Genomic DNA, 23147 nt, shown 5'->3' with positions numbered 1-23147 from the left:
ATGCCATCGGCCCCGGTCCCTGGCCGGGCTAAAGGGCCTTGCTCCGGCGCCGCGCGGGCGGACGAACGGCCCAAGCGCCACGTCCAAGTGCCGCGCCCAAGTGCCGCGCCCAAGCGCCACGTCCAAGTGCCGCCGGCATCAGTCGATGCGCACCAGCCCCTTGGCATAGCGCCGGAAATTGCGCTGGTAATGCTCCGCCGTGCCGCGCAGGCGGGCGGTCGTCTCCGCGTCCAGCTGGCGCACCACCTTGGCCGGGGCGCCGACGATGAGCGAGAAGGGCTCGAACGCCTTGCCCTCGGTCACCAGCGCCTTGGAGCCCACCAGGCAGCTGCCGGCGATGTTGGCGCCGTTGAGCACCGTGGCCCCCATGCCGATCAGGCTGTTGTCGCCCACGGTGCAGCCGTGCAGCGTCGCCATGTGCCCCACGGTCACGTGCGAGCCCAGGGTCATGGGAAAGCCGGGGTCGGTGTGGAGCACGCAGTTTTCCTGGATGTTCGAGCCCTCCCCCACGACGATGGGCTCGTTGTCGCCGCGCAGCACGCTGCCGAACCAGATGCTGGCCCCCTCCTTGAGGATGACGCGGCCGATGAGCACCGCATCCGGCGCGATCCAGTAATTGCCGGAGGCGGGAAGCTCGGGGGCGACGCCATCGAGGGCATAGATGGGCATAAGCGATCCTCCACTGGTCGTTCGGGCGGGTGCCCCTGCCTGGTGGATCAACCGAAACGGATGGTCCCCATCCGTTTCGAAAAGTTGATCCACCAGATCAAAGGCTTGTGGTTCGACCCGCCGGCGGCAGATGGGTTCCATCTGGCGCGGTCGAACCACTAGAGCGCGATCCGATGAAATTGAAGCGGTTTGATCGCTGAATCGTCCGCCCGGCCCAAAATAGCCCCCGCCGGCCACCCGGCGGCCGGGGGCATCTTTGGCAATTCCCTGAAGCGGGGAAATGCTCTAGAGGGCGGGGCGGGCGGCGGCGCCTGCCGCAGGCCGAACCCATTCAGGAGCCGGGCCGAGCGCCCCCGCACGCCGCACATGCCAGCCTCCCCGCCCCCCGACATGCCGCCGCCCCTGCCCCCCGCCCTCGCGCGGCTGCTGCAGGACGGCTACCAGCTGCAGCTGCGCGAGCAGTATGAGGCGGCGGCCCGCGCCTATCGCAAGATCCTGAAGGCGGCGCCGGAGCAGACCGAGGTGCTGCACCTTCTGGGCATCGTGCGCGCCCGGCAGGGCCGCGAGGCGGAGGCCATCACCCTCTACCGGCAGGTGGTGGCGCGCCGGCCGGCCGATGCCAAGGCCTGGTACAATCTCGCCCTCGCTTATGGCGCGCTGGGGCAGGAGGCGGACTGCATCGCCGCCATGGACCGGGCCTATGCCCTGGACAAGGGCCTGCCCCTGGCCGCCAACCTGCTGTTTCCCGCCCGCCGCGCCCGCTGGGACTGGCGCGACCACGCCGCCCTCCTCGCCGGCCTGCGCGCCGGCGCCATGGGCCAGAGCGCGCCCACCCTGCCCTTCCTCGTTCTCTCCCTGGACGAGCCCGGCCTGCACCTTGCCGCCGCCCGGCGCATGGTGGCGGCGGAGAAGACCCCGGCGCGCCCCCTCGTGTTCGACCACGCCGCCCGCCGCGTCGCCACCGGGCCGATCCGCCTCGCCTATCTCTCCGCCGATTTCCGCACCCATGCCACCACGCATCTGGTGGGCCGGCTGCTGGCGCGCCACGACCGCACCCGGTTCGAGGTCACCGCCATCTCCATCGGCCCCGACGACGGCTCGCCGCAGCGCCGTGCGGTGGAGGCGGCGGCGGACCGCTTCCTCGACCGAAAGACGGCCAGCCCCGAGGCCATCGCCCGGGAGGTGGCGGGGCTCGGCATCGACATTTTCATCGACCTCATGGGCCACACCAAGGGCGAGCGCATGGCCGCCTTCGCCCACCGCCCGGCGCCGGTGCAGGTGAGCTATCTCGGCTATCCCTCCACCAGCGGCGCGCCCTATTTCGATTATGTGGTGGCCGATGCCGCCGTGCTGCCGTTTGCCGACGCCGGCTTCTTCAGCGAGAAGATCGTCCACCTGCCGGACACCTACCAGCCCAACGACCCCGACCCGGCCATCGGCCCGCTGCCCACCCGCGCCGCCTGCGGCCTGCCGGACGAGGGCGTGGTGTTCTGCTGCTTCAACGGGCCGGAGAAGCTCGACCCGGACACCTTCTCCGCCTTCATGCGCATCGTCGCCGCCGTGCCCGGCTCGGTGCTGTGGATGCTGGCGGGGCGCGAGGGCGGGCCGGACAACCTGCGCCGGGAGGCCGCCGCGCGGGGGGTGGACCCCGCCCGCCTCGTGTTCGCGCCCATCGCCTCCCATGCGGACCACCTGGCCCGCCTCGCCCGCGCCGACCTCTTCCTGGATACCTTCCCCTACACCGCCCACACCACCGCCAGCGACGCCCTGCGCATGGGGGTGCCCATGGTGACCCGAACCGGCCGCAGCTTCGCCTCGCGGGTGGCGGCGAGCCTGATGGCGCAGATGGGCCTTGCCGACTTCGCCACCGCCGATGCCGCGGCGTTCGAGGCCACCGCCATCGCCCTCGCCCGCGATCCTGAGGCCCTCGCCGCGGCCAGAGCGCGCCTTGCGGCGGCACGCGCCGCCTCGCCGCTCTACGACACCGACCGCTACGCCCGCCATCTGGAGCGGGCCTATGAGGAGATGATCGCCCGCTACCGCGCCGGGGCGCCGCCCGCGGCCTTCGCGGTGGCGCCGCTGCCGCCGGCCTGAGCCTCCCCCGCCTGCGGCGCCGCGGCGGCGGGAACCGGCCGCGTGCCCGCGTCGCCCGCCGCCCGGGCGGCGTCGGCCAGCAGGGCATATTGGAGGCGCAGGCGCTCCAGCGTCTCCTCGTCCAGATCCTCCAGGTCCAGCAGCACCTCGCGCGGGCCGTCGAGGCGGGCGATCAGCTCGTCGAGCTTGATCTGCAGGGCGGCGGTGTCGCGGTTCTGGCTGTTCTGGATCAGGAACACCATCAGGAAGGTGACGATGCCGGTGGAGGTGTTGATGACCAGCTGCCAGGTATCGCCGAAGCCGAACACGGGGCCGCTCGCCGCCCACAGCAGGACCACCGCCGCGGCGCCGAGGAAGGCGGCGGGCCTGCCCGCATGACGGGCCACCGCCTGGGAGATGCGGGTGAAGAACGGCCGCGGCGCGCGTCCCGCATCCACCCGGCGGCGCAGGTCCTGAAGCGAGGGCCGGGGTTCGGCTCCGGCGTCCGTGCGCTGGCTCATGGCATGTCTCCGCTGGGGCGGGAACGAACCGGCGCGCCGGCGGTTCCGCCCAGAGCCGCCGGCCGGGCGGAGGCGCGGCGGCGGAGGCGCCCGTGTCGGTGCGGATGATCCTTCTTCCCCTGTTCGTCCATATGGCGCTGGTGCGGGCGCTGGTGCTGGCGCTGCGGAGCCTGCGCGCGGAGGGGGCTCGGGCGGAGGGGGCTCGGGCGGAGGCGAGCCTCGATCTCGCCAGCCTCGCGGTGCTGGCGTGAACGCGGCACCATCCAAAGCCCTCTCCCGCCTGCGGGGGAGGGTTGGGAAGAGGGCAGACCTTTTGGGAAGAGGGCAGACCTTGCGGCCCGACACCGCCGCGCCTTGGGGAAGCGCCCCTTCCCCTTCCCCTCCCCCTTCCCCTCCCCGGCCCTGCCCCGCCCCTGCCGCCGGCTGTTCATTTTCTGGCAAGGTGTGGCTCCGCTGCGCTTGACCGGCCCGAAAGCGCGCCCCATCGTCCGGCGGGAATACCGCCTGCTCATGACCGGCTTGATGACAGGCTTCATGACAGGCGCAGCGGGAGTGGAGAGCATCATGGCGGATCGTGCGCGGGACGCGGGGGTGAACGCCCGGGGCGCGAAGGCAGCGGGCATGGCGCGCCGCAGTGCGAAGAGGGCCGGGCTCGCCGGCCTGGCCGCCGCCGCCCTCCTGTCCCTCGGCGCCGCCGCGCCCGCCGTGGCCGCCAGCCTGCTGGAAAAGAACTTCTGGCTCTCCGGCCCCAACTATTCAGGCGTGGTGCCGGCCTGTAACGAGCAGCAGGCGCTGGACCTCATCGCCTCCCGCTTCGCCGAAACCGAGCGCCGCTTCTGGAATTCCACCCTCTCCATCACGGAATTCGACAAGGTGCACGAGATCGCCTTCCGTCCGTGGGGGCCGGAATACCAGCCGCGCCGCTATTGCCGCGGCACCGTCTACACCAACGATGCGCGCAAGCGCGCCATCTATTATTCCATCATCGAGGACGGCGGCTTCATCGGCGCAAGCTGGGGCGTGGAATGGTGCGTGGTCGGCCTCGACCGCAACTATGCCTACGCGCCGTCCTGCAAGATGGCCGGTCCGTGAGCGCGGCTGCGGTCTTCCTACGCCTCCGGGGTTTCCTCTTCGCCGCTGCCGTCCTTCTGGCGGCCGCCGCCGCGACACTTTCCGGCACGCCGGCCCACGCCCAGCAGGACCAGCCGGGCGCGTTCGATTTCTACGTGCTCGCCCTCTCCTGGTCGCCCACCTATTGCGAGGACAAGGGCGCCGGCGCCGCCGACGAGCCCCAGTGCAGCGTCGCCCGGCCCTATGCCTTCGTGGTGCACGGCCTGTGGCCGCAATATGAGCGCGGCTTCCCGCAGAGCTGCCAGCGCCCGGCCCCCTACGTGCCGGGCCGCCTCGTGTCCGACATGCTGGACGTGATGCCGAGCAAGCGGCTCGTGATCCACGAATGGAAGAAGCACGGCACCTGCTCCGGCCTCTCGGCCGAGCGCTATTTCGGCCTGGTGCGCGCCGCCCGGCACAAGGTGGTGGTGCCGCCGGAATTCGTGCGCCTCATGGACTACCGCACCGTGGCCCCGGCGGAGGTGGAGGCCGCCTTCCGCGCCGCCAATCCGGGCCTCGCCCCCGACATGTTGTCGGTGGAATGCGACCGGCGGCGGCTTACGGAAGTGCGGGTCTGCCTCAGCCGCGAACTGGAATTCCGCGCCTGCCCGGACGTGGACCGGCGCGCCTGCCGGCTCTCGCGCATGGTGATGCCCCCGGTGCGGGGCGCGCGCTGACGCCGTGACGCCGGAACCCCGCCGATGAACTATCGCCACGCCTTCCACGCCGGCAATCCGGCCGACGTGATGAAGCATGCGGCGCTCGCCCGCGTGCTGGCCTATCTGGGACGCAAGGACACCCCCTTCCGCGTGCTGGACACCCACGCCGGCGCCGGCCTCTACGATCTGGCGGGCGCCAGCGCCCAGCGCACGGGAGAGGCGGAAGGCGGCATCGAGGCGGTGCTGGCCGCCGAACTGGCCGGCAAGCTGCCCGCCCCGGCGGCGGCGCTGCTTGCGCCCTATCTCGATTGCATCCGCACGCTGCGGGCGGAGGGGCGCCAGCTCTATCCCGGCTCGCCGGCCCTCGCCCTGGCCCTGTCGCGCCCGCAGGACCGCTTCCTGTTCTGCGAGCTGAACCGGGAGGAGCGCGCCAAGCTGGAGAAGCGCGTGGGCGCCGATGCGCGGGTGAAGATCCTGGCGCAGGACGGCTGGCAGGCGCTGTCCGCCCACCTGCCGCCGCGGGAGCGGCGCGGCCTGGTGCTGGTGGACCCCCCGTTCGAGGAGCCGGGGGAGTTCCAGCGCATGGTGGCCGGGCTGGAAGCCGCCTACCTGCGCTTCGCCACCGGCATCTTCATGCTCTGGTATCCCATTAAGGACCTGCGCGCGGTGGACGCCTTCCGCCGCGACATCGCCCGCCTGGGCCTGCCCAAGACCCTGAAGGTGGAGCTGGATTTCGCCACGGTGCGCAGCCTGGACGTGCTGTCGGGCTCGGGCCTCATCATCGTGAACCCGCCCTTCACCCTGGCCGACGAGTTGCGCACGGTGCTGAACGCCCTCGCCCCCATCCTCGCCCGCGACGGGCAGGGCCGCGCCCGCGTCTCATGGCTCACTCCCGCCGGCTGAAGCCGGCGCCGGCTCACTCCCGCCGGCTGAAGCCGGCGCCGGCTCACGCCCGCCGACTGAAGCCGGCAAAGGGTATACAGATGCCACGCGGGCGGCGCAGACGCGGGGGATTTCCGCTTTCGCCCCAGCCGGATGCGCGCTATCCAGAAACGCTCCTTCCCTGCCCCGGACCTCCCATGCTGCTGCGCTTCTCCCCCACGTCGCCCTTCGTGCGCAAGGTGCGCCTTGCCGCCGCCATCCTCGGCCAGACGCTCGACATCGAGCCCGCCGACACCCAGGACCCGTCCGATTCGCTGCGGCGCCAGAATCCGCTGGGCAAGGTGCCGGCGCTGCTGACCGACGATGGCGAGGTGCTGTTCGATTCGCCGGTGATCCTCGCCTATCTCGACCATATGGCCGGCGGCGACCGCATCCTTCCCGCCGAGCCCCGGGCGCGCATCGCCGCCGTCCGGCTGGAGGCGCTGGCCGACGGGCTGATGGATGCGGGCATCCTCGTGCTCTACGAAGCCCGCTTCCGCCCCGCCGAGCGGCACGAGCCGAAGTGGCTGGACTACCAGGCCCAGAAGATGACCCGCGCCCTCGATGCGCTGGAAGCCGCAACCCCCATGGGCGACGGCCCCATCACCGTGGGTGAGATCGCCTTGGGCTGCGCCCTCGGCTGGCTGGACTTCCGCTTCGAAGGCAAGTGGCGCGAGGGGCGGCCGGGCCTCGTGGCGTGGTACGAGGCCTTCGCCCTGCGCTGCCCCGGCTTCGAGGCCAGCAAGCCGGTGGCCTGAGCCGCCCCGCCAGATGCGCGCGGGGGGCGCCCTCTACCTTGTCCTGGGCCGCCCATGCTGGATCGCCGCGGCGCTTCAGCATGGGCGGACCGCACTCTTTATCGGGGAGCGCGGGGGCGATTCACCGATCAACCGGCACCCGCGGCACCGGCACCATCAGGCCGCGGCTGTGCAGCTCGGCATAGGTGAGGTCCAGCACCCGCCAGGCGATGGCCACCAGTTCGTCGGCTTCCGCGTGGCTGAGGGTGAAGGGCGGGGCGAGGATCATGCCGTCGCGCACCGCGCGCATCACCAGCCCCTCGCGGAAGGAGAAATCGCGGCAGATGAGGCCCACCGTGCCTTCCTCCGCCGCGAATTTCGCCCGGCTGGCCTTCTGCGGCGTCAGCTCGATGGCGCCGATGAGCCCCTCCATGCGCGCCTCGCCCACCAGCGGATGCTCGGCCAGCTTCAGCCAGCGCTCCTTGAGGTAGGGGCCGATATCCGTGCGCACCCGGTCCACGAGCTGTTCCTCGTGCATGATCTTCAGGTTGGCCAGCGCCGCCGCGCAGCCGCCGGGATGGCCGCTGTAGGTGAAGCCGTGGTTGAAGTCGCCGCCATGCTCGATGAAGCCTTCGGCGAAATGATCGCCGACGATCACCCCGCCGAGGGGGAAGTAGCCGGAGGTCACGCCCTTGGCGAAGGTGATGAGGTCCGGCTTCACCCCCATGAAGTCGGCGCCGAACCAGCGGCCGGTGCGGCCGAAGCCGCAGATCACCTCGTCGCACACCAGAAGAACGTCGCGCTCGCGGCAGATCTTCTCCACCTCCGGCCAGTAATTGGCCGGCGGAATCACCACGCCGCCCGCCCCCTGGATCGGCTCGCCGATGAAAGCGGCCACGTTTTCCGGCCCCGCCTCGTCGATGGCGCGGGCCACCTCGCCGGCGGCGTGGAGGCCGAACGCCTCGCGGCTCATCTCGCCGCCCTCGGCCCACCAATAGGGCTGGGCCACGTGGATGATGCCGGGAATGGGCAGCCCGCCCTGGGCGTGCATGGGGCCCATGCCGCCCAGCGAGGCGCCGCCCATGGTGGAGCCGTGGTAGCCGTTGCGGCGCGAGATGAAGATGGACTTCTCCGGCCGCCCCAGCGCCGCCCAATAATGGCGCACCATGCGCAGCACCGTATCCACCGCCTCCGACCCGCCGGAGGTGAAGAACACATGGTTCATGTGCGCCGGCGCCACCTGCGCGATGGCGGCGGAAAGCTCGGCGGCGCCGGGATGGGTGGTCTTGAAGAAGGTGTTGTAATAGTCCAGCTGGTGGAGCTGCTGGGCGATGGCATCGACGATGGCGCGCCGCCCGTGCCCCACCTGGGAGCACCACAGGCCCGACATGCCGTCGAGAATGCGGTGGCCCTCGCTGTCATAGACATAAACCCCCTCGGCCCGGGTGATGACCCGCACCCCCTCGGCGTTCAGCGCCTTGGTGTCGGAAAAGGGGTGCAGGTGGTGGGCCGCGTCCAGCGCGCGCCAGTGGGCCGTGGAATTGGAGAGGGGGGCCGATGTCACGATTGCGGTGCTCCTTCAGAGCCGGTCAGGCTCACGCTCCCCTTATATCAAAGGCCCGCGCGCTTGCCTGCCTCCCCGCAGCCCCGTCGCCGCGCGCGATACCGCGGGCGCGGCGGATCTGCTAGAGCACGCGCCGGTCGGCTTGCATCGCAAGCTGACCGGATAACGCGTTCTCTATCCTTAAGTGAGAGCACGCGCCGATCACGCAGGAGAGGCGAAGGCATGGAACCGGATTTCTGGCGCAGCCGGTGGGAGAACAACCAGATCGGCTTTCACGAGGGCAAGCCCAATGCCCTCCTGGTGAAGCATGTGGCGCGCCTCTGCCTGGCACCCGGCGCGCGCGTCTTCGTTCCCCTGTGCGGCAAGACCCGGGACATCTTCTGGCTGCTGGGCCAGGGCTTCCAGGTGGCCGGCGCGGAGCTGAGCCGGATTGCGGTGGAACAGCTGTTCGCGGAGCTGGACATCGCCCCCGCCATCACGCCGGCCGGGTCCCTGACCCGCTTCAGCGCCCCCGGCATCGACATTTTCGCGGGCGATATCTTCGACCTGTCGCCGCAACTCCTCGGCCCGGTGGATGCGGTCTATGACCGGGCCGCCCTGGTGGCCCTGCCCGGCCACATGCGCGCCCGCTATGGCGCGCACCTGGTGGCCATCACTGGCGCCGCCCCGCAGCTGCTGATCTGCTTCGATTACGATCAGTCCCAGGTGGAAGGCCCGCCCTTCGCCATATCGCCCGGGGACACCCACGCGCTTTATGACGCGGCCTATGGGGTGTCGCTCCTGGAAAGCGTGCCGGTGGAGGGCGGACTGCGGGGCCGCTGCGCGGCCACCGAGCATGTCTGGCTGCTCGCCCGCCCCTGAGCGGCGGGCCGCCAGCGGCGGGCTCGCGGCGAACCGCGCTCCAATTCCAAGAGAGAGAACGCGTTCTCCGTTCGGCGGCATTGCAGGCTGAACGGCGCGCCCTCTGACTTAAGGATAGAGAACGCGTTGTCCGATCGGCTTGCGATGCAAGCTGATCGGATCGCGCTCTAAAGCCGCGTCCACACGGTCTTGAGGTCCGAATATTTCTCCAGCGCGTGCAGGGACTTGTCCCGGCCGAAGCCGGATTGCTTCACGCCGCCGAAGGGGGTGGTGATGTCGTCGGCATCGAAGCAGTTCACATAGACCACGCCGGCCTTGAAGCGCCGCGCCACCTTGTGGGCTGCCGCAAGGTCTGCGCTCCACACCGCGGCGCCGAGGCCGTAGATGGTGCCGTTGGCGATGGCCACGCCCTCCTCCAGCCCGTCGAAGCCGATCACCGAGAGCACCGGGCCGAAGATCTCCTTCTGCGCCAGCGACGATCCGGGCGCCACCCCATCGAACACGGTGGGCGCCACGAAGGCGCCGCCGGTCTCCTCGTGCACCGCCGTGCCGCCGGCCACGAGGCGCGCGCCTTCCTTCAGCCCCTGGTCGATGGCGGAAAGGATGCGCCCCAGATGCTCGCGGCTCACCACCGCGCCGGCGGCGGATGCGGGGTCCAAAGGATCGCCCGGCATCCAGCGCGGCGCCAGCGCCGTCACCCGGGCCACCAATTCGTCCTTGATGCGATGGTCCACCAGCAGGCGGGATGCGGCGGTGCACATCTCCCCCTGATTGAAGAAGATGCCCGCGGCCACCGCCTGCGCCACCTGGTCGAGGTCCGGCACGTCATGGGCCACGAGGAAGGCGGTCTTGCCGCCGCATTCCAGCGACACCCGCTTGAGGTTGCTGTCGGCGGAATAGCGCAGGAAATACTTGCCCACCTCGGTGGAGCCGGTGAAGGCGAGGGCGTCCACATCCATATGCAGGCCCAGGGCGCGGCCCGCCTCGGTGCCCAGCCCCGGCACCACGTTGAACACGCCGGCGGGCAGCCCCGCCTCCATGGCCAGCTCAGCGAGGCGCAGCGCGGTGAGGCAGGATTCCTCCGCCGGCTTCAGCACCACGCAATTGCCCATGGCCAGCGCCGGCGCCACCTTCCAGGCGGCCATGATCATGGGGAAGTTCCAGGGCGTCACGCAGCCCACCACCCCCAGCGGCTCGCGCAGGATGAGGGCGAGATTGTCCGAGGTGGTGGGCGCCACCTCGCCATAGATCTTGTCGCAGCACTCGCCGTAATAAGCGAAGCAGTCGGCGGTGGCCCGCACGTCCACCGCCCGGGCGTCGGCAATGGGCTTGCCCATGTTGAGGGTTTCGGTGAGGGCCAGTTCCTCGCCATGGGCGCGGATCAGCTCGGCGAAGCGCAGCAGGGTGCGCTTGCGGTCCAGCGGGCGCCGGCCGGCCCAGCGGCGATCCTCGAAGGCGGCGCGCGCCGCCGCCACCGCCCGGTCCACGTCCGCCTCATCGCAGGCGGCCACCTGCGCCAGCACCTTGCCGGTGGCGGGGTTCACCGTGGCGAAGGTGCGTCCCGAGGCGGCGGGCACGAAGGCCCCGTCGATGAAGGCCTCGGTGCGGAAGTCTGGAAGATTGTCCGGCACCCGTTCCGTCACCGCCATGATCTGCTCCTCACCACTGATGCGGGCAAGGTCGCGCGGCGCCACGGGGGCGTCAAGGCGGGAACGGGGGGCGGGGGCGCCATGCGGCGCCGGCCGCCCTCACCGCTCCTGCGGTCCCCCGTCGCCGTCCTCGTCCTCGTCGGCCACCACCGGAATGGCATAGGCCCCGCTGAGCCAGCGGTTGAGGTCCACGTCGGCGCAGCGCTTGGAGCAGAAGGGGCGGTAGCGCTCCACCTGGGGCTTGCCGCAGATGGGGCACGGTTTGGCCGCGGGGGCGTTGGGGGGGCCTGGCGGGGCCTTGGGATCACCTTCGCTCATGCGGCCCGCTCCACCCAGCCGGCGCGCACGTCGTAGCCCTGGCCGGACAGGAGGGCGACGGATTCGGCCAGGGGCAGCCCCACCACATTGGAGTAGGAGCCCACCAGCTTCACCACGAAGGCGCCGGCGATGCCCTGGATGGCATAGCCCCCCGCCTTGCCGCGCCACTCGCCGCAGGCCAGATAGTCCGCCATCTCGTCCCGCGACAGGCGCTTGAAGCGCACCCGGGTTTCCACCAGGCGGGTGTGGGCGCGGCCCTTGGGGTCCACCAGGCAGACCCCGGTATAGACCCGGTGAGTGCGGCCGGAGAGCAGGCGCAGGCAGCCTTCCGCCTCCTCCACCAGATCGGGCTTGGGCAGGATACGCCGGCCCACCGCCACCACCGTGTCGGCGGAGAGGACAAAGGCGGAAAGCCCCGCCTCCCGCGCCCTCTTGGCCACCACCTTGCCCTTTTCCTCGGCAAGGCGCTGGGCGAGGCGGCGCGGCAGCTCGCCCCGCTCGGGCGTTTCGTCCACGTCGGCCGGCATCAACAGGTCGGGCTCGATGCCCGCCTGGTTCAAGAGCGCGAGCCGGCGCGGAGAGCCGGAGGCCAGAACGAGCTTCGCCTGATCGCGGTTCACCTGATCGTTCACGGGTCGAAAACCTCCCGGGCGCCCCGGCCCCTCCGGCACCGGCGCCGCGGCCCGGCGTCCGCGCGCCACTGCTTCCGTCTAGCGGAAAGCCGGCGCGCTGTGAACGGCGCATCCGCCAGCCTGCGCCTTTGCGGGACATCAACGCATTCCCGCGGCGTGGTTGTAGAAAGAGCGCGGACGGAAGGGGGGCGCACCGGCCGCATCCGGTGGTGGCGGCGGTCCCGCAACGGCCCGCGCCGGGGGCGTAACGGCGCGGGCATCCTTGCGTTCCCTCGCCCCAAAGAGGAGATATCCAGATGAAGCCGCGCCATTTCCTGCTGGCCGCCGCGCTTGGCGCCAGCCTTCTCGCTGCCCCCCTGGCGCCCGCCATGGCCGGCGCGAACGACCCCCTGTTCATCAACCTGACATCCGACGACGGCCACCGGGTGAACATGGCCTTCGCCTTCGGCGGCAACCAGCACAAGCGCGGCCACCAGCTCACGGTGTTCATGAATGACCGGGCGGTGCGCGCCGCGTCCAAGGCCAATGCCGAGGCGTTCGCCGTGCAGCAGAAGACCATCGCCGAGCTGCTGGCCAGCGGCGCCACCATCCTGGTCTGCCCCATGTGCATGAAGCAGTTCGGCGTGAAGGAAGAGGACCTCCTGCCCGGGCTCAAGATCGGCAATCCCGAGCTGACCGGAAATGCCCTGTTCCAGGACGGCACCAAGACCCTCACCTGGTGATGGCCTGACGGCCGCCCCGGTGATGGCCTGACGGCCGCCTGAAGCCGGCCGGCGCGGGCCGGGGGCGCCTGTGCCCGCCGCCGGTGCCCCCCGCCCCGCTGCGCCCGCTTTTCGCACCCCGCACGCTTGACGGCCGCCCGCCGCTGCCGGATGGTGAATTACATGACGGGGAAGATGAAATATTTGCGCAAACAGCAAGATCCTTTGCGAAAACGGCACGCCAGCCCAATCTCGAAATATATTAATTGAAATAATTCCAGACTTGCGGGACATGACCTTGAGGAACACCAACCCTGAGAGCCGGCGCGGCGGCGGCTGCAACCTCTCGTCCGCGGATCACCCGCCCGCAGATCACCCGCCCGCTTGTCTCCCGCCCGCGGGATGCGGCGCGGGGCGCGGCTCCCTGCTCCGCTCCGCCATGCGCGCCCTGCTGCTCGCCGCCCTGCTCGCCCCCCTCGCGGCGCTGGCGACGGGCGCCGGGGCGGCCCCCGTCACCGTCACCCATGCCGGCGGGCAGACCACTTTGCCCGCCACCCCGCGGCGGGTGCTGGTGTTCGACCCCACCACCCTCGACACGCTGGACGCCCTCGGCGTCGATGTGCTCGGCGTTCCCGGATCGAACCTGCCCGATTACCTCGCCAAATACCGCGACCCGCGCCATGTGAAGATCGGCACCCTGTTCGAGCCCGATTACGAGGCGGTGGCCGCCGCCGCGCCCGACCTCATCATCGTCGGCGCCCGCTCCGCCGTCCGGCGCGCCGAGCTTGCGCGCATCGCCCCCACCATCGACCTCACCATTGCCGACACCGACTTCCTCGCCGGCGCCCGGCGCAATGTGGAAACCCTCGGCCGCATCTTCGACCGCCAGGCCCAGGCCGCCGCCCTCCTCGCCCATATGGACGGCGCCGCGGCGCGGGTGCGCGCGGATGCCCCGGCCGCCGGCACCGTGCTGGTGGTGATGGTGAACGGCGGCAAGGTCACCGCCTACGGGCCGGGCTCGCGCTTCGGCTGGATTCATGACGACCTCGGGGTGAAGCCGGCCATCGCCGACGTGAAGGCCGCCACCCACGGGGAAGTCGTCTCCTTCGAATTCATCCTGAAGACCAATCCCGACTGGCTGTTCGTCATCGACCGCGACGCCGCCGTCGGCCGGGCCGGAGAGGCGGCGCGCGCGGCGCTGGACAACGACCTCATCGCCGCCACCCGCGCCGCCAGGGCCGGCCGCATCTTCTATGTGGATGCGGTGCGCTGGTACATCATCGGCGGCGGCGGGGCGGCGCTGCCGCTGGTCACCGAGGAGATCGCCGCGGCCTTCGAGGCCGGGCGGGCGCCCTAGATGGCGGATCGCAGCGGCGACGGGGCGGCGGGGCGCGGCCTCGGCCCCGCCTTCGGCCTGGCGCTGGCCGGGCTCATTCTGGTCGCCGGTGCCAGCCTGTTCATCGGCGTGGGCGAGATGGGCCTGTCCGCCCTCCTCGCCGCCCTGACGGCGCCGGAAGGGACGGACCGGCAGGCGCTGCTGCTGCTGCTCGCCAGCCGGGTGCCACGCACCCTCGCCATCCTGTTCGCCGGCATGTCCATGGGGGTGTGCGCGGCGCTGATGCAGATGCTGGTGCGCAACCGCTTCGTGGAGCCCACCACGGCCGGCACGGCGGAGGCGGCGGGGCTGGGCCTGCTCACCGTCACGCTGCTGGCCCCCGGCCTGCCGGTGATCGGCAAGATGCTGGCCGCCGCCGCCTTTGCTTTGGCCGCCACCTTCCTGTTCCTGAAGCTCATTGATCGCATCGCCTGGCGCGGCGCGCTCATGGTGCCGCTGGTGGGGCTCATGCTGGGCGGCGTCATCGAGGCGCTCGCCACCTTCATCGCCTATCGCGCCGATTTGCTGCAATCCCTCGCCGCCTGGACCACCGGCGATTTCTCCGGCGTGCTGCGCGGGCGCTACGAACTGCTGTGGCTCACGGTGGCTCTGGCCGGCCTCGCCTATGGGGTGGCCGACCGCTTCACCGTGGCCGGCCTCGGTGAGGGCTTCGCCCGCAACCTCGGGCTCGACCACGCAAAGGTGGTGGCGCTGGGCCTCGCCATCGTGTCGCTGGCCACCGCGGCCTGCATCGCCACGGCGGGCACGGTGCCCTTCCTCGGCCTCATCGTGGCCAATGTGGTGGGCCTCATCATGGGCGAGAACCTGCGCCGCAGCCTGCCGTGGATCGCCCTTTCCGGCGCCGGCTTCCTGCTCGTCTGCGACATTGCCGGGCGCCTCGTGCGCTACCCTTACGAAATCCCGGTGGGCACGGTGGCCGGGGTGGTGGGCAGCGCGGTGTTCCTCAATCTTCTGCTCGGGCGGCGCTACCGCCTTGGCTGAACCGCGCCTGCGGCAGCCGGGCCGCGCCCTCCTCCTGCTCGCCCTGGTGGCCTTGTGCGCCATGGCCGCCTTCATGACCGTGGGCGCCAAGGGCCATTGGGGCTTCGTCCTTTCCCTGCGCGGCGGCAAGCTCGCCGGCCTGGTGCTCACCGCGGCGGCGGTGGCCATCTCCACCGTGCTGTTCCAGACCTTGACCGAAAACCGCATCCTCACCCCCGCGGTGATGGGCTTCGACGCCCTGTTCGTGACGGTGCAGACCGGCCTCGTCTTCGCCCTGGGCACCGCTGCGGCCGGGCTGGACCCGCGGCTGCGCTTCGCCGGCGAGGCGCTGGCGCTGGCGGGGGTGACGCTGGCCCTGTTCCGCTGGCTGTTCGACGGGCGGCACGGCTTTCACCTGGTGGTGCTGTCCGGCCTGGTGTTCGGGGTGCTGTGCCGCAGCCTCTCCGGCTTCCTGCAGCGGGTGCTCGATCCCAACGCCTTCTCGGTGCTGCAGGGCATGCTGTTCGCCCGCTTCAACATGGCCGACCTCACCCTCCTGCCCATCGCCGGCGCCGTCATCCTGGCGGCCGGCGCCCTGGCCTTCCGCCTCGCCCCCACCCTCGACGTGCTGGCGCTGGGGCGCGAGCAGGCGGTGAACCTCGGGGTGGACCACCGGCGCATGGTGACGCTGCTGGTGGCGGTCATCGCCGTGCTGGTGGCGGTGTCCACCGCTTTGGCCGGCCCGGTGCTGTTCTTCGGCCTCATCGTCTCCAACCTCGCCTATCTGGTGGTGGGCAGCGAGCGCCACCGCCACACTTTGCCCGCCGCCATCCTCATCGCCGTCACCTGCCTGGCCGGCGGGCAGACCGTGCTGGAGCGCGTGCTGGGCTTCGACGGCACGCTGGGTGCGGTCATCGAGTTCGCCGGCGGCATCGTCTTCATCCTGCTGCTTCTGAGGGACGGCCGGTCGTGATCGAGATCGCCCACGTATCGAAATCCTACGGCGCCACCCGGGTGCTGGACGACGTGTCGCTCAGCCTGCCGGCGGGCGGGCTCACCGCCGTCATCGGCCCCAACGGGGCGGGCAAGTCCACGCTCCTGTCCATCGTGGCGCGGCTGTTGCCCATGGACAGCGGGCAGGTGCATGTGGGCGGGCTCGACGTGTCGCGCGCGCCGGGGCAGGTGCTGGCCCGGCGCATGGCCATCCTGCGGCAGAACAACGCCCTCACCCCGCGCCTCACGGTGGGCGAACTGGTGGCGTTCGGCCGCTTTCCCCATTCGCGCGGCCGGCTCACCGCTGCCGACCACGAAAAGGTGGCGCAGGCCATCGGCTATGTGGACCTCGGCCCGCTCGCCCACCGCTTCCTCGACGAATTGTCCGGCGGCCAGCGCCAGCGCGCCTTCATCGCCATGGTGCTGGCGCAGGACACCGACTGCCTGCTGCTGGACGAGCCGCTGAACGCCCTGGACCTGACCCACGCCGCCGCCACCATGCGGCTGCTGCGCCGCGCCGCCGACGAGCTGGGCAAGACCGTGGTGGTGGTGATCCACGACATCAATTTCGCCTCCTGCCATGCCGACCGCATCGTCGCCATGAAGGACGGCCGCATCGTGCGCCACGGCCCGCCGGAGGCCATCATGCAGGCGGACGTGCTGGCGGCCATCTACGGGCTCGCGGTCACCATCCACGAGGTGGAGGGCATGCGGCTTGCCGCTTACTACCGCTGAACGTGCCCCTACCGGCGCCTGAGCGCCGAAGGCGCGACCTACCGGCGCTTGAGCTTGGGGGGCACCCCGTAGACCCGCTTGAAGGCCACGGTGAAATTGGCGGGGTCCGCATAGCCGGCGGCATAGGCGGCCTGGGCGATGGTGACGCCCTCCTGCTCCAGCGAAAGGCACGCCTGCGCCAGCCGCTCGCGGCGGATGAACTCGAACACCGTCATGCCGAAATGGTCCTTGAAGTGCCGCTGCACCGACGACACGCTCGCCCCCACCGCCACCGCGATCTCCTCGATGGTCAAGGTGCGGTCGAGATTGTCCAGCAGGAAGTCGCGCACCTTCTCGCTGCGGCGGCGGCTGGCGAGGAGCGGGCGGCGGGGCTCCTCCTCCACCTGCTCGGACAGGGCCATGCAGGCGAGGCACATGATGTCGAGCGCCCGCGAATTGCGGTAGAGCGAGCGCACCTCGCCTTCCATGGTGGCCGGGGGCGCGAGGATCTGCTCGGCCAGCTGGCGGATCTGCCCGCTCACCGGCAGGCTCAGGCGCGAGAGGTGGCCGGAGAGGAAATCCCGCAGCGCCGAGGATGAGGCGTCGCGGGTGCGCATCAGCCACGCCATCCACGGATGGGGGGCGGAAATCATCACCTTGCGCAGCGGAATGCGGCTGTCGTTGACGAAGCGCAGCCGCGCGTGCCGCGCGACATTGAGCACCAGCATCACCGGGCGGTTGTCCTCCCCGCAGCCGGCATCCACGCGGAACGGGCTGTCGTCGATGACGAAATGCTGCGCCCCCTGGAGCAGCACCATGACCACGAATTTCGGCCAGATCTCATAGATGGACGCATCCGGCGCGCAATTGGGTTCGCCATCCACCGTGCCGACGAACAAATGCTGTGGAATATCCATGTCCAGAGCCACAGTTTAGAACTCTTAGCATTAAAAACAACATCCGGCCCGCCACGCCGCCGTTTGCGCAAATCTATTTGCGGTTTCAGCCCGGCCTCCCGTCATCGACGGGTCCACTACTAAATCTTATACATTGACCAGTCCGTCAAGTTTGGCGCGCGCAGGCGCGACGCGGCGCATTTCGAAGGCATTGCGATGGCATTTCATTCCCTCTCCCCGTCACCCTTCCGCCGGGCTCTGCGCCCGCTGCTCCTCGGTGCCGCCAGCTTCATCGCGCTCGATGCCGCCGTCGCGCAGCAGGCCGGCGACAGTGTGGCCCTGCCGACGGTGCAGGTGGAGGCGACGCAAGAGCGCGGCGACGGCCCGGTGGAGGGCTATGTGGCCCGCCAGAGCCTCGCCGGCACCAAGACCGACACCCCCATCGCCGAGACCCCGCAATCCATCTTTGTGGTGCCGCGCGAGCAGATGGACGACCAGCAGGTCGAATCCGTCGCCGAGGCGCTGCGCTACACCCCCGGCGTCTTCTCCGAATATCGCGGCGCCTCCAACGTGCGCGACGAAACCATCGTGCGCGGCTTCGCCTATGTGCCGCGCTATCTTGACGGCATGCTGGTCGGCGGCAACGAAGACTATGCCAAGATCTATCCCTACCTTCTGGAGCGGGTGGAACTTCTGTCGGGGCCGTCCTCGGTGCTTTACGGCCAGGTCAATCCCGGCGGCCTCATCAACATGGTGAGCAAGAAGCCCACCTTCACGCCCCTGCGCGAGGTGGAGCTGACGCTCGGCACCAACATGATGTTCCAGGGCTCGTTCGACTATGCGGACCGCATCGTCGGCAGCGACACCATGGCGTTCCGCATCGTCGGCACCGGGCTTTCCACCGACCTGCAGGAGAATTTCGCCAAGCAGCAGGGCATCGCCGTGGCCCCCTCCTTCACCTGGGCGCCCAGCGACAGCACCACCTTCACCATCCTCTCCGGCTTCGAATGGGAGCCGAGCTTCGGCTACCGCAACTTCCTCGATGCCGCCGGCACGGTGTGGCCCATCAAGGGCTATGGCTATGTGCCGCGCGATTTCTTCGTCTCCGATCCCAATTACGAGACCGAGGAGCGCACCCAGGCCTGGATCGGCTACGAATTCGAGCACAAGGCCAGCGACGCCCTGACCCTGCGCCAGAAGCTGCGCTATTATTGGGTGGACATCGACCAGAAGACCCTGACCTGGGGCTGGACCAGCGCCGATCCCAAGACCGGCGCCAACACCGTCGTCCACCGCACCGCCTCCGGCGGCACCGATACCTGGGGCACCTTCACCAACGACAACCAGGCGGAATTCAAGATCGCCACCGGCCCGGCCCAGCACACCATCCTGGCCGGCCTCGACTATCGCTACCGGACGCGGGAGTATAATTGGGGCTACAATTGGTCGGACGTGCCCACCATCAGCCTCACCAACCCCATCTACGGCTATAATTTCGACAGCCTCGTGCTCAGCCCCTATTCCGACCAGGACTTGAGCGCCGGCCAGCTCGGCGTCTACCTGCAGGACCAGGTGAAGATCGGCGACCTCAACATCATCGCCGGCATCCGCGAGGACTGGGCCGACACCTCCATCACCGAATATGTGGGGCCGAGCGCCACCGGCTACAGCGACAGCGCCTTCACCTACCGGGTGGGCGCGCTCTATAGCTTCGCCAACGGCCTTGCCCCCTATGCCAGCTATTCCACCTCGTTCGAGCCGGCCATCTATGCTCCGCCGAGCGGGGAGGCGCCGTTCAAGCCCACCACCGCGGAGCAGTTCGAGGTGGGGGTGAAATACGCGCCCGAAGGCACGCGAATGCTGTTCACCGCCGCCTTCTACGACATCTGGCAGCAGAATGTGGTGCAGAACATCTATGTTCCATCCTACGGCACCTATGTCTACCAGCAGATCGGCGAGATCCACAATCGCGGCTTCGAGCTGTCCGCCCGGGCCGAGGTGAACAAGAACCTCTCGGTGATCGCCAGCTATTCCTACATCGATTCCACCATCACCGAGACCGGCGTGGCGAGCGAGTGGGGCAAGACGCCCTCGCGCATTCCCCAGAACATGGCCAACCTGTGGGGCACCTACGCCTTCGACACCGGAATGGCGAAGGGCCTCACCCTGGGTGCCGGCGTGCGCTATATCGGCACCAGCTGGGGCAACAATGCCAACACCTTCGAGGTGCCGGCCTATACTCTGTTCGATGCCATGCTGAAATACGACCTCGGCGTGCTCGACACCCGCATGAAGGGCGCGGAACTCCAGCTCAATGCCAAGAATATCGGCAACCTCACCTATGTGGCCTCCTGCGCCAATGCCTATGCCTGCTTCTACGGGGAGGGCCTCTCGGTAACGGGAGCGCTCAAATACAGCTGGTGATGCTGCGCGCCTTGCTGCTCTGGCTCGCCGTGCTCGCCACCGCCACCCACGCTGCGCCGGAGGACGCCGGCGCGCCGGTGGCGGTGGAGGGCCTCGCCGCCGGGGACAGCCGGAACCTTGCCCTCGCCGCCCCGCCCGGCGCCTATGTGGAAGGGGAGATGGAGGTGGCGCGCGGCCGCTTCCGCCTGGACCTTAAGGAGGCCGGCGGCCGCCACCTGCGGCGGCTGGAGGCGGACCTTGCCGGCCGCGCCACCTTCCGCTTCATCGCCCCGGCGCCGGGCGCGCAGTTGGTGGTGACCGCGCTGGAGCCGGACGCGGCCGCCCGCCTGTCCCTGCGCTCCCAGACGGCGCCGGCACAGCCGAAGGCCGCCGGTGCCCCGCTCCTCAGCCCGGCGGTGGCGGCGCTGGCGCTGAGCCTCGATGCCGGCTGCACCACTGATGCCTTCTGGCAGGACATGGCCCGGCGCGGCACGCCGCTGATCGAGCCGGCGCCGCCGGGCGCGCCGCCGGGGTAGGTGCTCGCCACCTTCCTCGCCCGCGGCGCGCAGCACAATGTGCGCCTGCTCGGCGCCCCGTCCGGCGACCATGAATGGCTGCAGCGGCTGGGCACCAGCGACACCTACTTCCGCAGCTTCCTGATCCCCGGCGACACCCGGCTGTCCTACCGGCTGGCGCCGGACGTGCCCGAGGTGGCCGGCACGGCGCGCGCGCAGCGCATGGCCATCCTCGCCACCGCCCAGGCCGACCCCTTCAACCGCGCCCCCTGGCCGGACGACGCGCCGGACGCCTTCAGCCAAGAGTCCACGCTGGTGCTGTCCGGCGCCCCGGTGCAGCCGGGGATGGGGGAGAGCGGGGCGCCGGCCGGCCGCCTCTCCCATTTTCCCATGGCCAGCGCCCGCCTCGGCAACCGCCGCGCCATCACCCTCTACCGGCCCGCCGGCTTCGACCCGCACGACCCGGACCTGGTGCTGCTGGTGGTGTTCGACGGGCCGGCCTACCTGTCGAAGGTGCCCACGCCCGCCATCCTGGACGCCCTCATCGCGGAGCGCCGCCTGCCGCCGGTGCTGGCGGTGTTCGTCTCACCCATCGACGGCGAAACACGCGGGCGCGAGCTGCCGGGCAACGACGCCTTCGCCGATTTCCTCGCCGACGAGCTGATGCCGGCCATCCGGCAGATGACCGGCGCCGGCGTGCCGGCGGGACGCACCATCCTCGCCGGATCGAGCTATGGCGGCCTGGCCGCCGCCACCGTGGCGCTGCGCCATCCGCAGGTGTTCGGCAATGCCCTGGCCCTGTCCGGCTCCTTCTGGTGGCGCGCGCCGGATGCGCCGGCCGACGGGCCCGGGCATGTGGCCGAGCTGGTGGCGCGCACCCCGCCGGCCGGCGTGCGCTTCCACCTGTCCGCCGGCCGGTTCGAAACCGGGCACATGGGCACGGCCGGCATCCTCGACACCTCCCGCCACCTGCGGGACGTGCTGCGGGCGCGCGGCTATGACGTGAGCTATGGCGAATATGCCGGCGGCCATGACTATCTGGTGTGGCGCGGCGCCCTCGCCGACGGCCTCCTCGCCCTCGCCCCGCGCCTGCCGCCCGGGGAGCGCGCCCCGCGCTGAACACGGTGTCGCCCACCGGGCCGCCGCACCATAGCTTTTGAATCGTTCAATTTTGTATCTATTTCAACCTATTCCAATGGAGCGCCAAGCGTGATCTGAATCAATTCGCCTTGTCCAGGCTGTGCCAAAGTTTTCGTACAGTCATTTTCCTCCGGCCTCCCCAGGGGGGCGCAGGGGGAACGAGGCATTGTGAAGCGGCGATGGCACGGCTGAACTTCTTCGACATAAAAGCGGGGCGGCGGAATATGCCGCACCACCGCCGCGCCGGCGTGGAAGACCGCGCGGTGAACCTGTCCACCACGCCGGGCAATGCCCGCAGCCGGCTGGAGCTGTGGCGGGCCAAGCGGCGGGTGTGCTTCATTCCCGGCGGCTGCAGCTGCCCCATGGCGCGCCGGTTGCCGGAAATCTACGAATGGGTGGGCGAACCGGATGGCCGCGGCGATGCTTCCTGACATCTCCCCCTTCCTTCATCTGCGGCGCTTCGTGAGCATCGCCCACCATGTGCCCGGCCGCATCCGGCTGCGGCTCGACATGGCGGCCCTCGCCCACCTGCCGAAGGTGGACCCGGCGCCGTTCGTGGATCTGGTGCGGCGCATCCGCGGCGTCATCGCCACCCGGGTCAATGCCGCGGCCCTGTGCGTGGTGGTGGACTACGACGCCCGGCTCATCCCGCCGGCGGACTGGCAGCATCTGCTGGCCGGAACGCCGGAGGAGGTGGAGCGCATCCTCACCGCCCACGCCGCCTGACCTCCCCTTCAGCCCATTGATTGCGAGGAAGCCACCATGTCCCATCCCAACCCGCCATGGGGTCCCTACGGCCCGTATCCGGGCGGCCCCACCCAGAGCGGACCCCAGCAGGCCGGCTATCAATGGGCGCCCAACGGCTGGGGTCCACCCCCGGGCGGTGCTCCTGGTGGGCCCCCCGGCGGGGCCGGGCCGGGCTACCAGAGACGCATCGACGCGCTGGACGTGCTGGAAGGCGTGCTCACCGACGGCTTCAGCCTCTCCAACTTCACCCGCATCGCCCGGGCGAGCGGCTCCAATTTCTGGGTAGGCGCCGCCATCGGTGCCGGCCTCGTGGTGCTGGCGAACCGGCCGGACGTGCGCTCCGCCGTCTCCAACATCTTCAGCAAGGGCCACGGCCCCCAAGCGCCGGATACGCCGGATACGCCGGCCGCCGGCCCCGCAACGCCGCCGCAGGCCTGACGGCCGCGCCCGCCGACACCACGCAGATACGAGGAAGAGCGCCATGTCCGAACGGGACGGCACCGAAGGGGGCCAGCATTATCATTATCATTTCTACGGCGCCGGCCCCGCGCCGCAGGTCTCCTACGACGCCCCCATGGGCGCGCCCGGCTGGGGCTTCGCGCCCCCACCCCCCGGCTTTGCGCCCCCTCCCGGCTTCGGCCCCGGCCAGCCCGCGGCAGAGCCGGCCCCCGGCGGCCCCAACTGGCACCGCCACCCGGGCGCGGATTCGCTGGTGAAGGGCCTCATCATCGGCGCCGGTGCCGCCTATCTGCTCACCAACGAGACCGCCCAGCGCACCCTCATGCGCACCGCGGTCCAAGTGTGGTCCCTGCTGCAGGGCAGCATGGAGGAACTGAAGGAGCGCCTGCACGACGCCGAGGCGGAAGTGGCCGCCGCCAGGGCGGCCGAGCCGGCCGAGCCCGCGGCGGCCCCCCCGTCCGACGCTGCCGAGGCCGCGCCCGTCCCCGCCCCCGGGAGCTGAGACGCCC

26 protein-coding genes are annotated in these 23147 nt (G+C 70.5%); 19 read left to right on the top strand and 7 right to left on the bottom strand.

The features are described from left to right. Positions 1–138: 138 nt before the first annotated feature. A complete protein-coding gene (locus tag ACI7BZ_RS09570) occupies positions 139–669 on the bottom strand; it encodes a gamma carbonic anhydrase family protein (RefSeq protein WP_414116932.1) in 531 nt (176 codons plus the stop codon). A 366-nt stretch (positions 670–1035) separates the two neighbouring features. On the opposite strand from ACI7BZ_RS09570, the gene ACI7BZ_RS09565 reads away from it, so the two are divergent. Next, positions 1036–2763: an O-linked N-acetylglucosamine transferase, SPINDLY family protein gene (locus ACI7BZ_RS09565; RefSeq protein WP_414116931.1), complete on the top strand. Its 1728-nt coding sequence runs from the start codon at positions 1036–1038 to the stop codon at positions 2761–2763. Here ACI7BZ_RS09565 and ACI7BZ_RS09560 read toward each other — a convergent pair. After that, a complete protein-coding gene (locus tag ACI7BZ_RS09560; protein ID WP_414116930.1) occupies positions 2706–3263 on the bottom strand; it encodes a low affinity iron permease family protein in 558 nt (185 codons plus the stop codon). The two genes, ACI7BZ_RS09565 and ACI7BZ_RS09560, sit on opposite strands and share 58 nt — an antisense overlap. 92 nt (positions 3264–3355) lie before the next feature. Here ACI7BZ_RS09560 and ACI7BZ_RS09555 point away from each other — a divergent pair, with 92 nt between their 5' ends. The 5 genes from ACI7BZ_RS09555 to ACI7BZ_RS09535 all read left to right on the top strand — a co-directional run bounded on the left by ACI7BZ_RS09555 (position 3356) and on the right by ACI7BZ_RS09535 (position 6711). Next, positions 3356–3514 carry a hypothetical protein gene (locus ACI7BZ_RS09555; protein WP_414116929.1) on the top strand — a complete coding sequence of 53 codons (159 nt, stop codon included), beginning with the start codon at positions 3356–3358 and terminating at the stop codon, positions 3512–3514. Positions 3515–3884: 370 nt separating this feature from the next. Next, positions 3885–4355 carry a hypothetical protein gene (locus ACI7BZ_RS09550; protein WP_414119129.1) on the top strand — a complete coding sequence of 157 codons (471 nt, stop codon included), beginning with the start codon at positions 3885–3887 and terminating at the stop codon, positions 4353–4355. Further along, entirely contained in the window at positions 4352–5050 is a 699-nt protein-coding gene (locus ACI7BZ_RS09545; RefSeq protein WP_414116928.1) for a ribonuclease T2 family protein, read from the top strand. Before ACI7BZ_RS09550 ends, ACI7BZ_RS09545 begins: the two co-directional genes overlap by 4 nt. A gap of 24 nt (positions 5051–5074) precedes the next feature. After that, entirely contained in the window at positions 5075–5935 is an 861-nt protein-coding gene (locus ACI7BZ_RS09540; protein WP_414116927.1) for a 23S rRNA (adenine(2030)-N(6))-methyltransferase RlmJ, read from the top strand. A gap of 176 nt (positions 5936–6111) precedes the next feature. Beyond that, positions 6112–6711: a glutathione S-transferase N-terminal domain-containing protein gene (locus tag ACI7BZ_RS09535; RefSeq protein WP_414116926.1), complete on the top strand. Its 600-nt coding sequence runs from the start codon at positions 6112–6114 to the stop codon at positions 6709–6711. 121 nt (positions 6712–6832) lie between these two features. Here the strand turns inward: ACI7BZ_RS09535 and ACI7BZ_RS09530 are convergent, their stop codons facing one another. After that, positions 6833–8254, bottom strand: coding sequence for an aspartate aminotransferase family protein (locus ACI7BZ_RS09530; protein WP_414116925.1), 1422 nt, complete (start codon positions 8252–8254; stop codon positions 6833–6835). 222 nt (positions 8255–8476) lie between these two features. On the opposite strand from ACI7BZ_RS09530, the gene tmpT reads away from it, so the two are divergent. Further along, positions 8477–9115 carry a thiopurine S-methyltransferase gene (gene tmpT, locus ACI7BZ_RS09525; protein WP_414116924.1) on the top strand — a complete coding sequence of 213 codons (639 nt, stop codon included), beginning with the start codon at positions 8477–8479 and terminating at the stop codon, positions 9113–9115. A 167-nt stretch (positions 9116–9282) separates the two neighbouring features. Here tmpT and ACI7BZ_RS09520 read toward each other — a convergent pair whose 3' ends face one another. The 3 genes from ACI7BZ_RS09520 to ACI7BZ_RS09510 all read right to left on the bottom strand — a co-directional run bounded on the left by ACI7BZ_RS09520 (position 9283) and on the right by ACI7BZ_RS09510 (position 11714). Beyond that, entirely contained in the window at positions 9283–10764 is a 1482-nt protein-coding gene (locus tag ACI7BZ_RS09520; protein WP_414116923.1) for an aldehyde dehydrogenase, read from the bottom strand. A gap of 99 nt (positions 10765–10863) precedes the next feature. Beyond that, positions 10864–11082 (bottom strand): DNA gyrase inhibitor YacG, encoded by a 219-nt coding sequence (gene yacG / locus ACI7BZ_RS09515; protein ID WP_414116921.1) that lies wholly within the window; start codon positions 11080–11082, stop codon positions 10864–10866. Next, on the bottom strand, positions 11079–11714 hold the full coding sequence (locus ACI7BZ_RS09510; RefSeq protein WP_414116920.1) for a Maf-like protein: 636 nt from the start codon (positions 11712–11714) through the stop codon (positions 11079–11081). The genes yacG and ACI7BZ_RS09510 overlap by 4 nt, the downstream gene beginning before the upstream one ends. A 296-nt stretch (positions 11715–12010) precedes the next feature. Between ACI7BZ_RS09510 and ACI7BZ_RS09505 the strand changes: the two genes are divergently transcribed. The 5 genes from ACI7BZ_RS09505 (at position 12011) to ACI7BZ_RS09485 (ending at position 16499) form a co-directional block, all read left to right on the top strand. Continuing rightward, positions 12011–12436 carry a DsrE family protein gene (locus ACI7BZ_RS09505; protein ID WP_414116919.1) on the top strand — a complete coding sequence of 142 codons (426 nt, stop codon included), beginning with the start codon at positions 12011–12013 and terminating at the stop codon, positions 12434–12436. A gap of 418 nt (positions 12437–12854) precedes the next feature. Further along, on the top strand, positions 12855–13772 hold the full coding sequence (locus tag ACI7BZ_RS09500) for a siderophore ABC transporter substrate-binding protein (protein ID WP_414116918.1): 918 nt from the start codon (positions 12855–12857) through the stop codon (positions 13770–13772). Continuing rightward, positions 13773–14792 carry an ABC transporter permease gene (locus tag ACI7BZ_RS09495; RefSeq protein WP_414116916.1) on the top strand — a complete coding sequence of 340 codons (1020 nt, stop codon included), beginning with the start codon at positions 13773–13775 and terminating at the stop codon, positions 14790–14792. A 61-nt stretch (positions 14793–14853) separates the two neighbouring features. Further along, a complete protein-coding gene (locus ACI7BZ_RS09490; RefSeq protein ID WP_414119128.1) occupies positions 14854–15744 on the top strand; it encodes an iron chelate uptake ABC transporter family permease subunit in 891 nt (296 codons plus the stop codon). Next, entirely contained in the window at positions 15741–16499 is a 759-nt protein-coding gene (locus ACI7BZ_RS09485) for an iron ABC transporter ATP-binding protein (protein ID WP_414116915.1), read from the top strand. Before ACI7BZ_RS09490 ends, ACI7BZ_RS09485 begins: the two co-directional genes overlap by 4 nt. Before the next feature lie 38 nt (positions 16500–16537). On the opposite strand, the gene ACI7BZ_RS09480 is transcribed toward ACI7BZ_RS09485, so the two are convergent. Further along, entirely contained in the window at positions 16538–17395 is an 858-nt protein-coding gene (locus ACI7BZ_RS09480; RefSeq protein ID WP_414116913.1) for a helix-turn-helix domain-containing protein, read from the bottom strand. A 195-nt stretch (positions 17396–17590) separates the two neighbouring features. On the opposite strand from ACI7BZ_RS09480, the gene ACI7BZ_RS09475 reads away from it, so the two are divergent. The 7 genes from ACI7BZ_RS09475 (at position 17591) to ACI7BZ_RS09445 (ending at position 23140) form a co-directional block, all read left to right on the top strand. Next, a complete protein-coding gene (locus ACI7BZ_RS09475; RefSeq protein WP_414116912.1) occupies positions 17591–19798 on the top strand; it encodes a TonB-dependent siderophore receptor in 2208 nt (735 codons plus the stop codon). After that, a complete protein-coding gene (locus tag ACI7BZ_RS09470; RefSeq protein ID WP_414116910.1) occupies positions 19798–20313 on the top strand; it encodes a hypothetical protein in 516 nt (171 codons plus the stop codon). Before ACI7BZ_RS09475 ends, ACI7BZ_RS09470 begins: the two co-directional genes overlap by 1 nt. Further along, positions 20314–21411: an alpha/beta hydrolase gene (locus ACI7BZ_RS09465; RefSeq protein ID WP_414116909.1), complete on the top strand. Its 1098-nt coding sequence runs from the start codon at positions 20314–20316 to the stop codon at positions 21409–21411. It abuts the gene before it with no gap. 245 nt (positions 21412–21656) lie between these two features. After that, positions 21657–21863 (top strand): hypothetical protein, encoded by a 207-nt coding sequence (locus ACI7BZ_RS09460; RefSeq protein ID WP_414116908.1) that lies wholly within the window; start codon positions 21657–21659, stop codon positions 21861–21863. Continuing rightward, a complete protein-coding gene (locus ACI7BZ_RS09455) occupies positions 21853–22158 on the top strand; it encodes a hypothetical protein (protein ID WP_414116907.1) in 306 nt (101 codons plus the stop codon). The genes ACI7BZ_RS09460 and ACI7BZ_RS09455 overlap by 11 nt, the downstream gene beginning before the upstream one ends. A 36-nt stretch (positions 22159–22194) precedes the next feature. After that, a complete protein-coding gene (locus ACI7BZ_RS09450) occupies positions 22195–22617 on the top strand; it encodes a hypothetical protein (RefSeq protein ID WP_414116906.1) in 423 nt (140 codons plus the stop codon). A 43-nt stretch (positions 22618–22660) separates the two neighbouring features. After that, complete coding sequence (locus tag ACI7BZ_RS09445) at positions 22661–23140, top strand: hypothetical protein (RefSeq protein WP_414116905.1); 480 nt, start codon at positions 22661–22663, stop codon at positions 23138–23140. Positions 23141–23147 lie beyond the last annotated feature (7 nt).

The sequence above is a fragment of the Xanthobacter sp. AM11 genome (assembly GCF_047444035.1).
In the GTDB taxonomy this organism is placed as follows: Bacteria; Pseudomonadota; Alphaproteobacteria; order Rhizobiales; family Xanthobacteraceae; genus Xanthobacter.
This window is presented reverse-complemented; position numbering and strand designations above follow the sequence as displayed.

Coding starts and splice junctions, on each gene's coding strand:
- ACI7BZ_RS09570 (WP_414116932.1), bottom strand. CDS start 669: ATGCCCATCTATGCCCTCGATGGCGTCGCCCCCGAGCTTCCCGCCTCC.
- ACI7BZ_RS09565 (WP_414116931.1), top strand. CDS start 1,036: ATGCCAGCCTCCCCGCCCCCCGACATGCCGCCGCCCCTGCCCCCCGCC.
- ACI7BZ_RS09560 (WP_414116930.1), bottom strand. CDS start 3,263: ATGAGCCAGCGCACGGACGCCGGAGCCGAACCCCGGCCCTCGCTTCAG.
- ACI7BZ_RS09550 (WP_414119129.1), top strand. CDS start 3,885: ATGGCGCGCCGCAGTGCGAAGAGGGCCGGGCTCGCCGGCCTGGCCGCC.
- ACI7BZ_RS09540 (WP_414116927.1), top strand. CDS start 5,075: ATGAACTATCGCCACGCCTTCCACGCCGGCAATCCGGCCGACGTGATG.
- ACI7BZ_RS09535 (WP_414116926.1), top strand. CDS start 6,112: ATGCTGCTGCGCTTCTCCCCCACGTCGCCCTTCGTGCGCAAGGTGCGC.
- tmpT (WP_414116924.1), top strand. CDS start 8,477: ATGGAACCGGATTTCTGGCGCAGCCGGTGGGAGAACAACCAGATCGGC.
- ACI7BZ_RS09520 (WP_414116923.1), bottom strand. CDS start 10,764: ATGGCGGTGACGGAACGGGTGCCGGACAATCTTCCAGACTTCCGCACC.
- yacG (WP_414116921.1), bottom strand. CDS start 11,082: ATGAGCGAAGGTGATCCCAAGGCCCCGCCAGGCCCCCCCAACGCCCCC.
- ACI7BZ_RS09505 (WP_414116919.1), top strand. CDS start 12,011: ATGAAGCCGCGCCATTTCCTGCTGGCCGCCGCGCTTGGCGCCAGCCTT.
- ACI7BZ_RS09500 (WP_414116918.1), top strand. CDS start 12,855: ATGCGCGCCCTGCTGCTCGCCGCCCTGCTCGCCCCCCTCGCGGCGCTG.
- ACI7BZ_RS09495 (WP_414116916.1), top strand. CDS start 13,773: ATGGCGGATCGCAGCGGCGACGGGGCGGCGGGGCGCGGCCTCGGCCCC.
- ACI7BZ_RS09490 (WP_414119128.1), top strand. CDS start 14,854: ATGGCCGCCTTCATGACCGTGGGCGCCAAGGGCCATTGGGGCTTCGTC.
- ACI7BZ_RS09480 (WP_414116913.1), bottom strand. CDS start 17,395: ATGGATATTCCACAGCATTTGTTCGTCGGCACGGTGGATGGCGAACCC.
- ACI7BZ_RS09475 (WP_414116912.1), top strand. CDS start 17,591: ATGGCATTTCATTCCCTCTCCCCGTCACCCTTCCGCCGGGCTCTGCGC.
- ACI7BZ_RS09470 (WP_414116910.1), top strand. CDS start 19,798: ATGCTGCGCGCCTTGCTGCTCTGGCTCGCCGTGCTCGCCACCGCCACC.
- ACI7BZ_RS09460 (WP_414116908.1), top strand. CDS start 21,657: ATGCCGCACCACCGCCGCGCCGGCGTGGAAGACCGCGCGGTGAACCTG.
- ACI7BZ_RS09455 (WP_414116907.1), top strand. CDS start 21,853: ATGCTTCCTGACATCTCCCCCTTCCTTCATCTGCGGCGCTTCGTGAGC.
- ACI7BZ_RS09450 (WP_414116906.1), top strand. CDS start 22,195: ATGTCCCATCCCAACCCGCCATGGGGTCCCTACGGCCCGTATCCGGGC.
- ACI7BZ_RS09445 (WP_414116905.1), top strand. CDS start 22,661: ATGTCCGAACGGGACGGCACCGAAGGGGGCCAGCATTATCATTATCAT.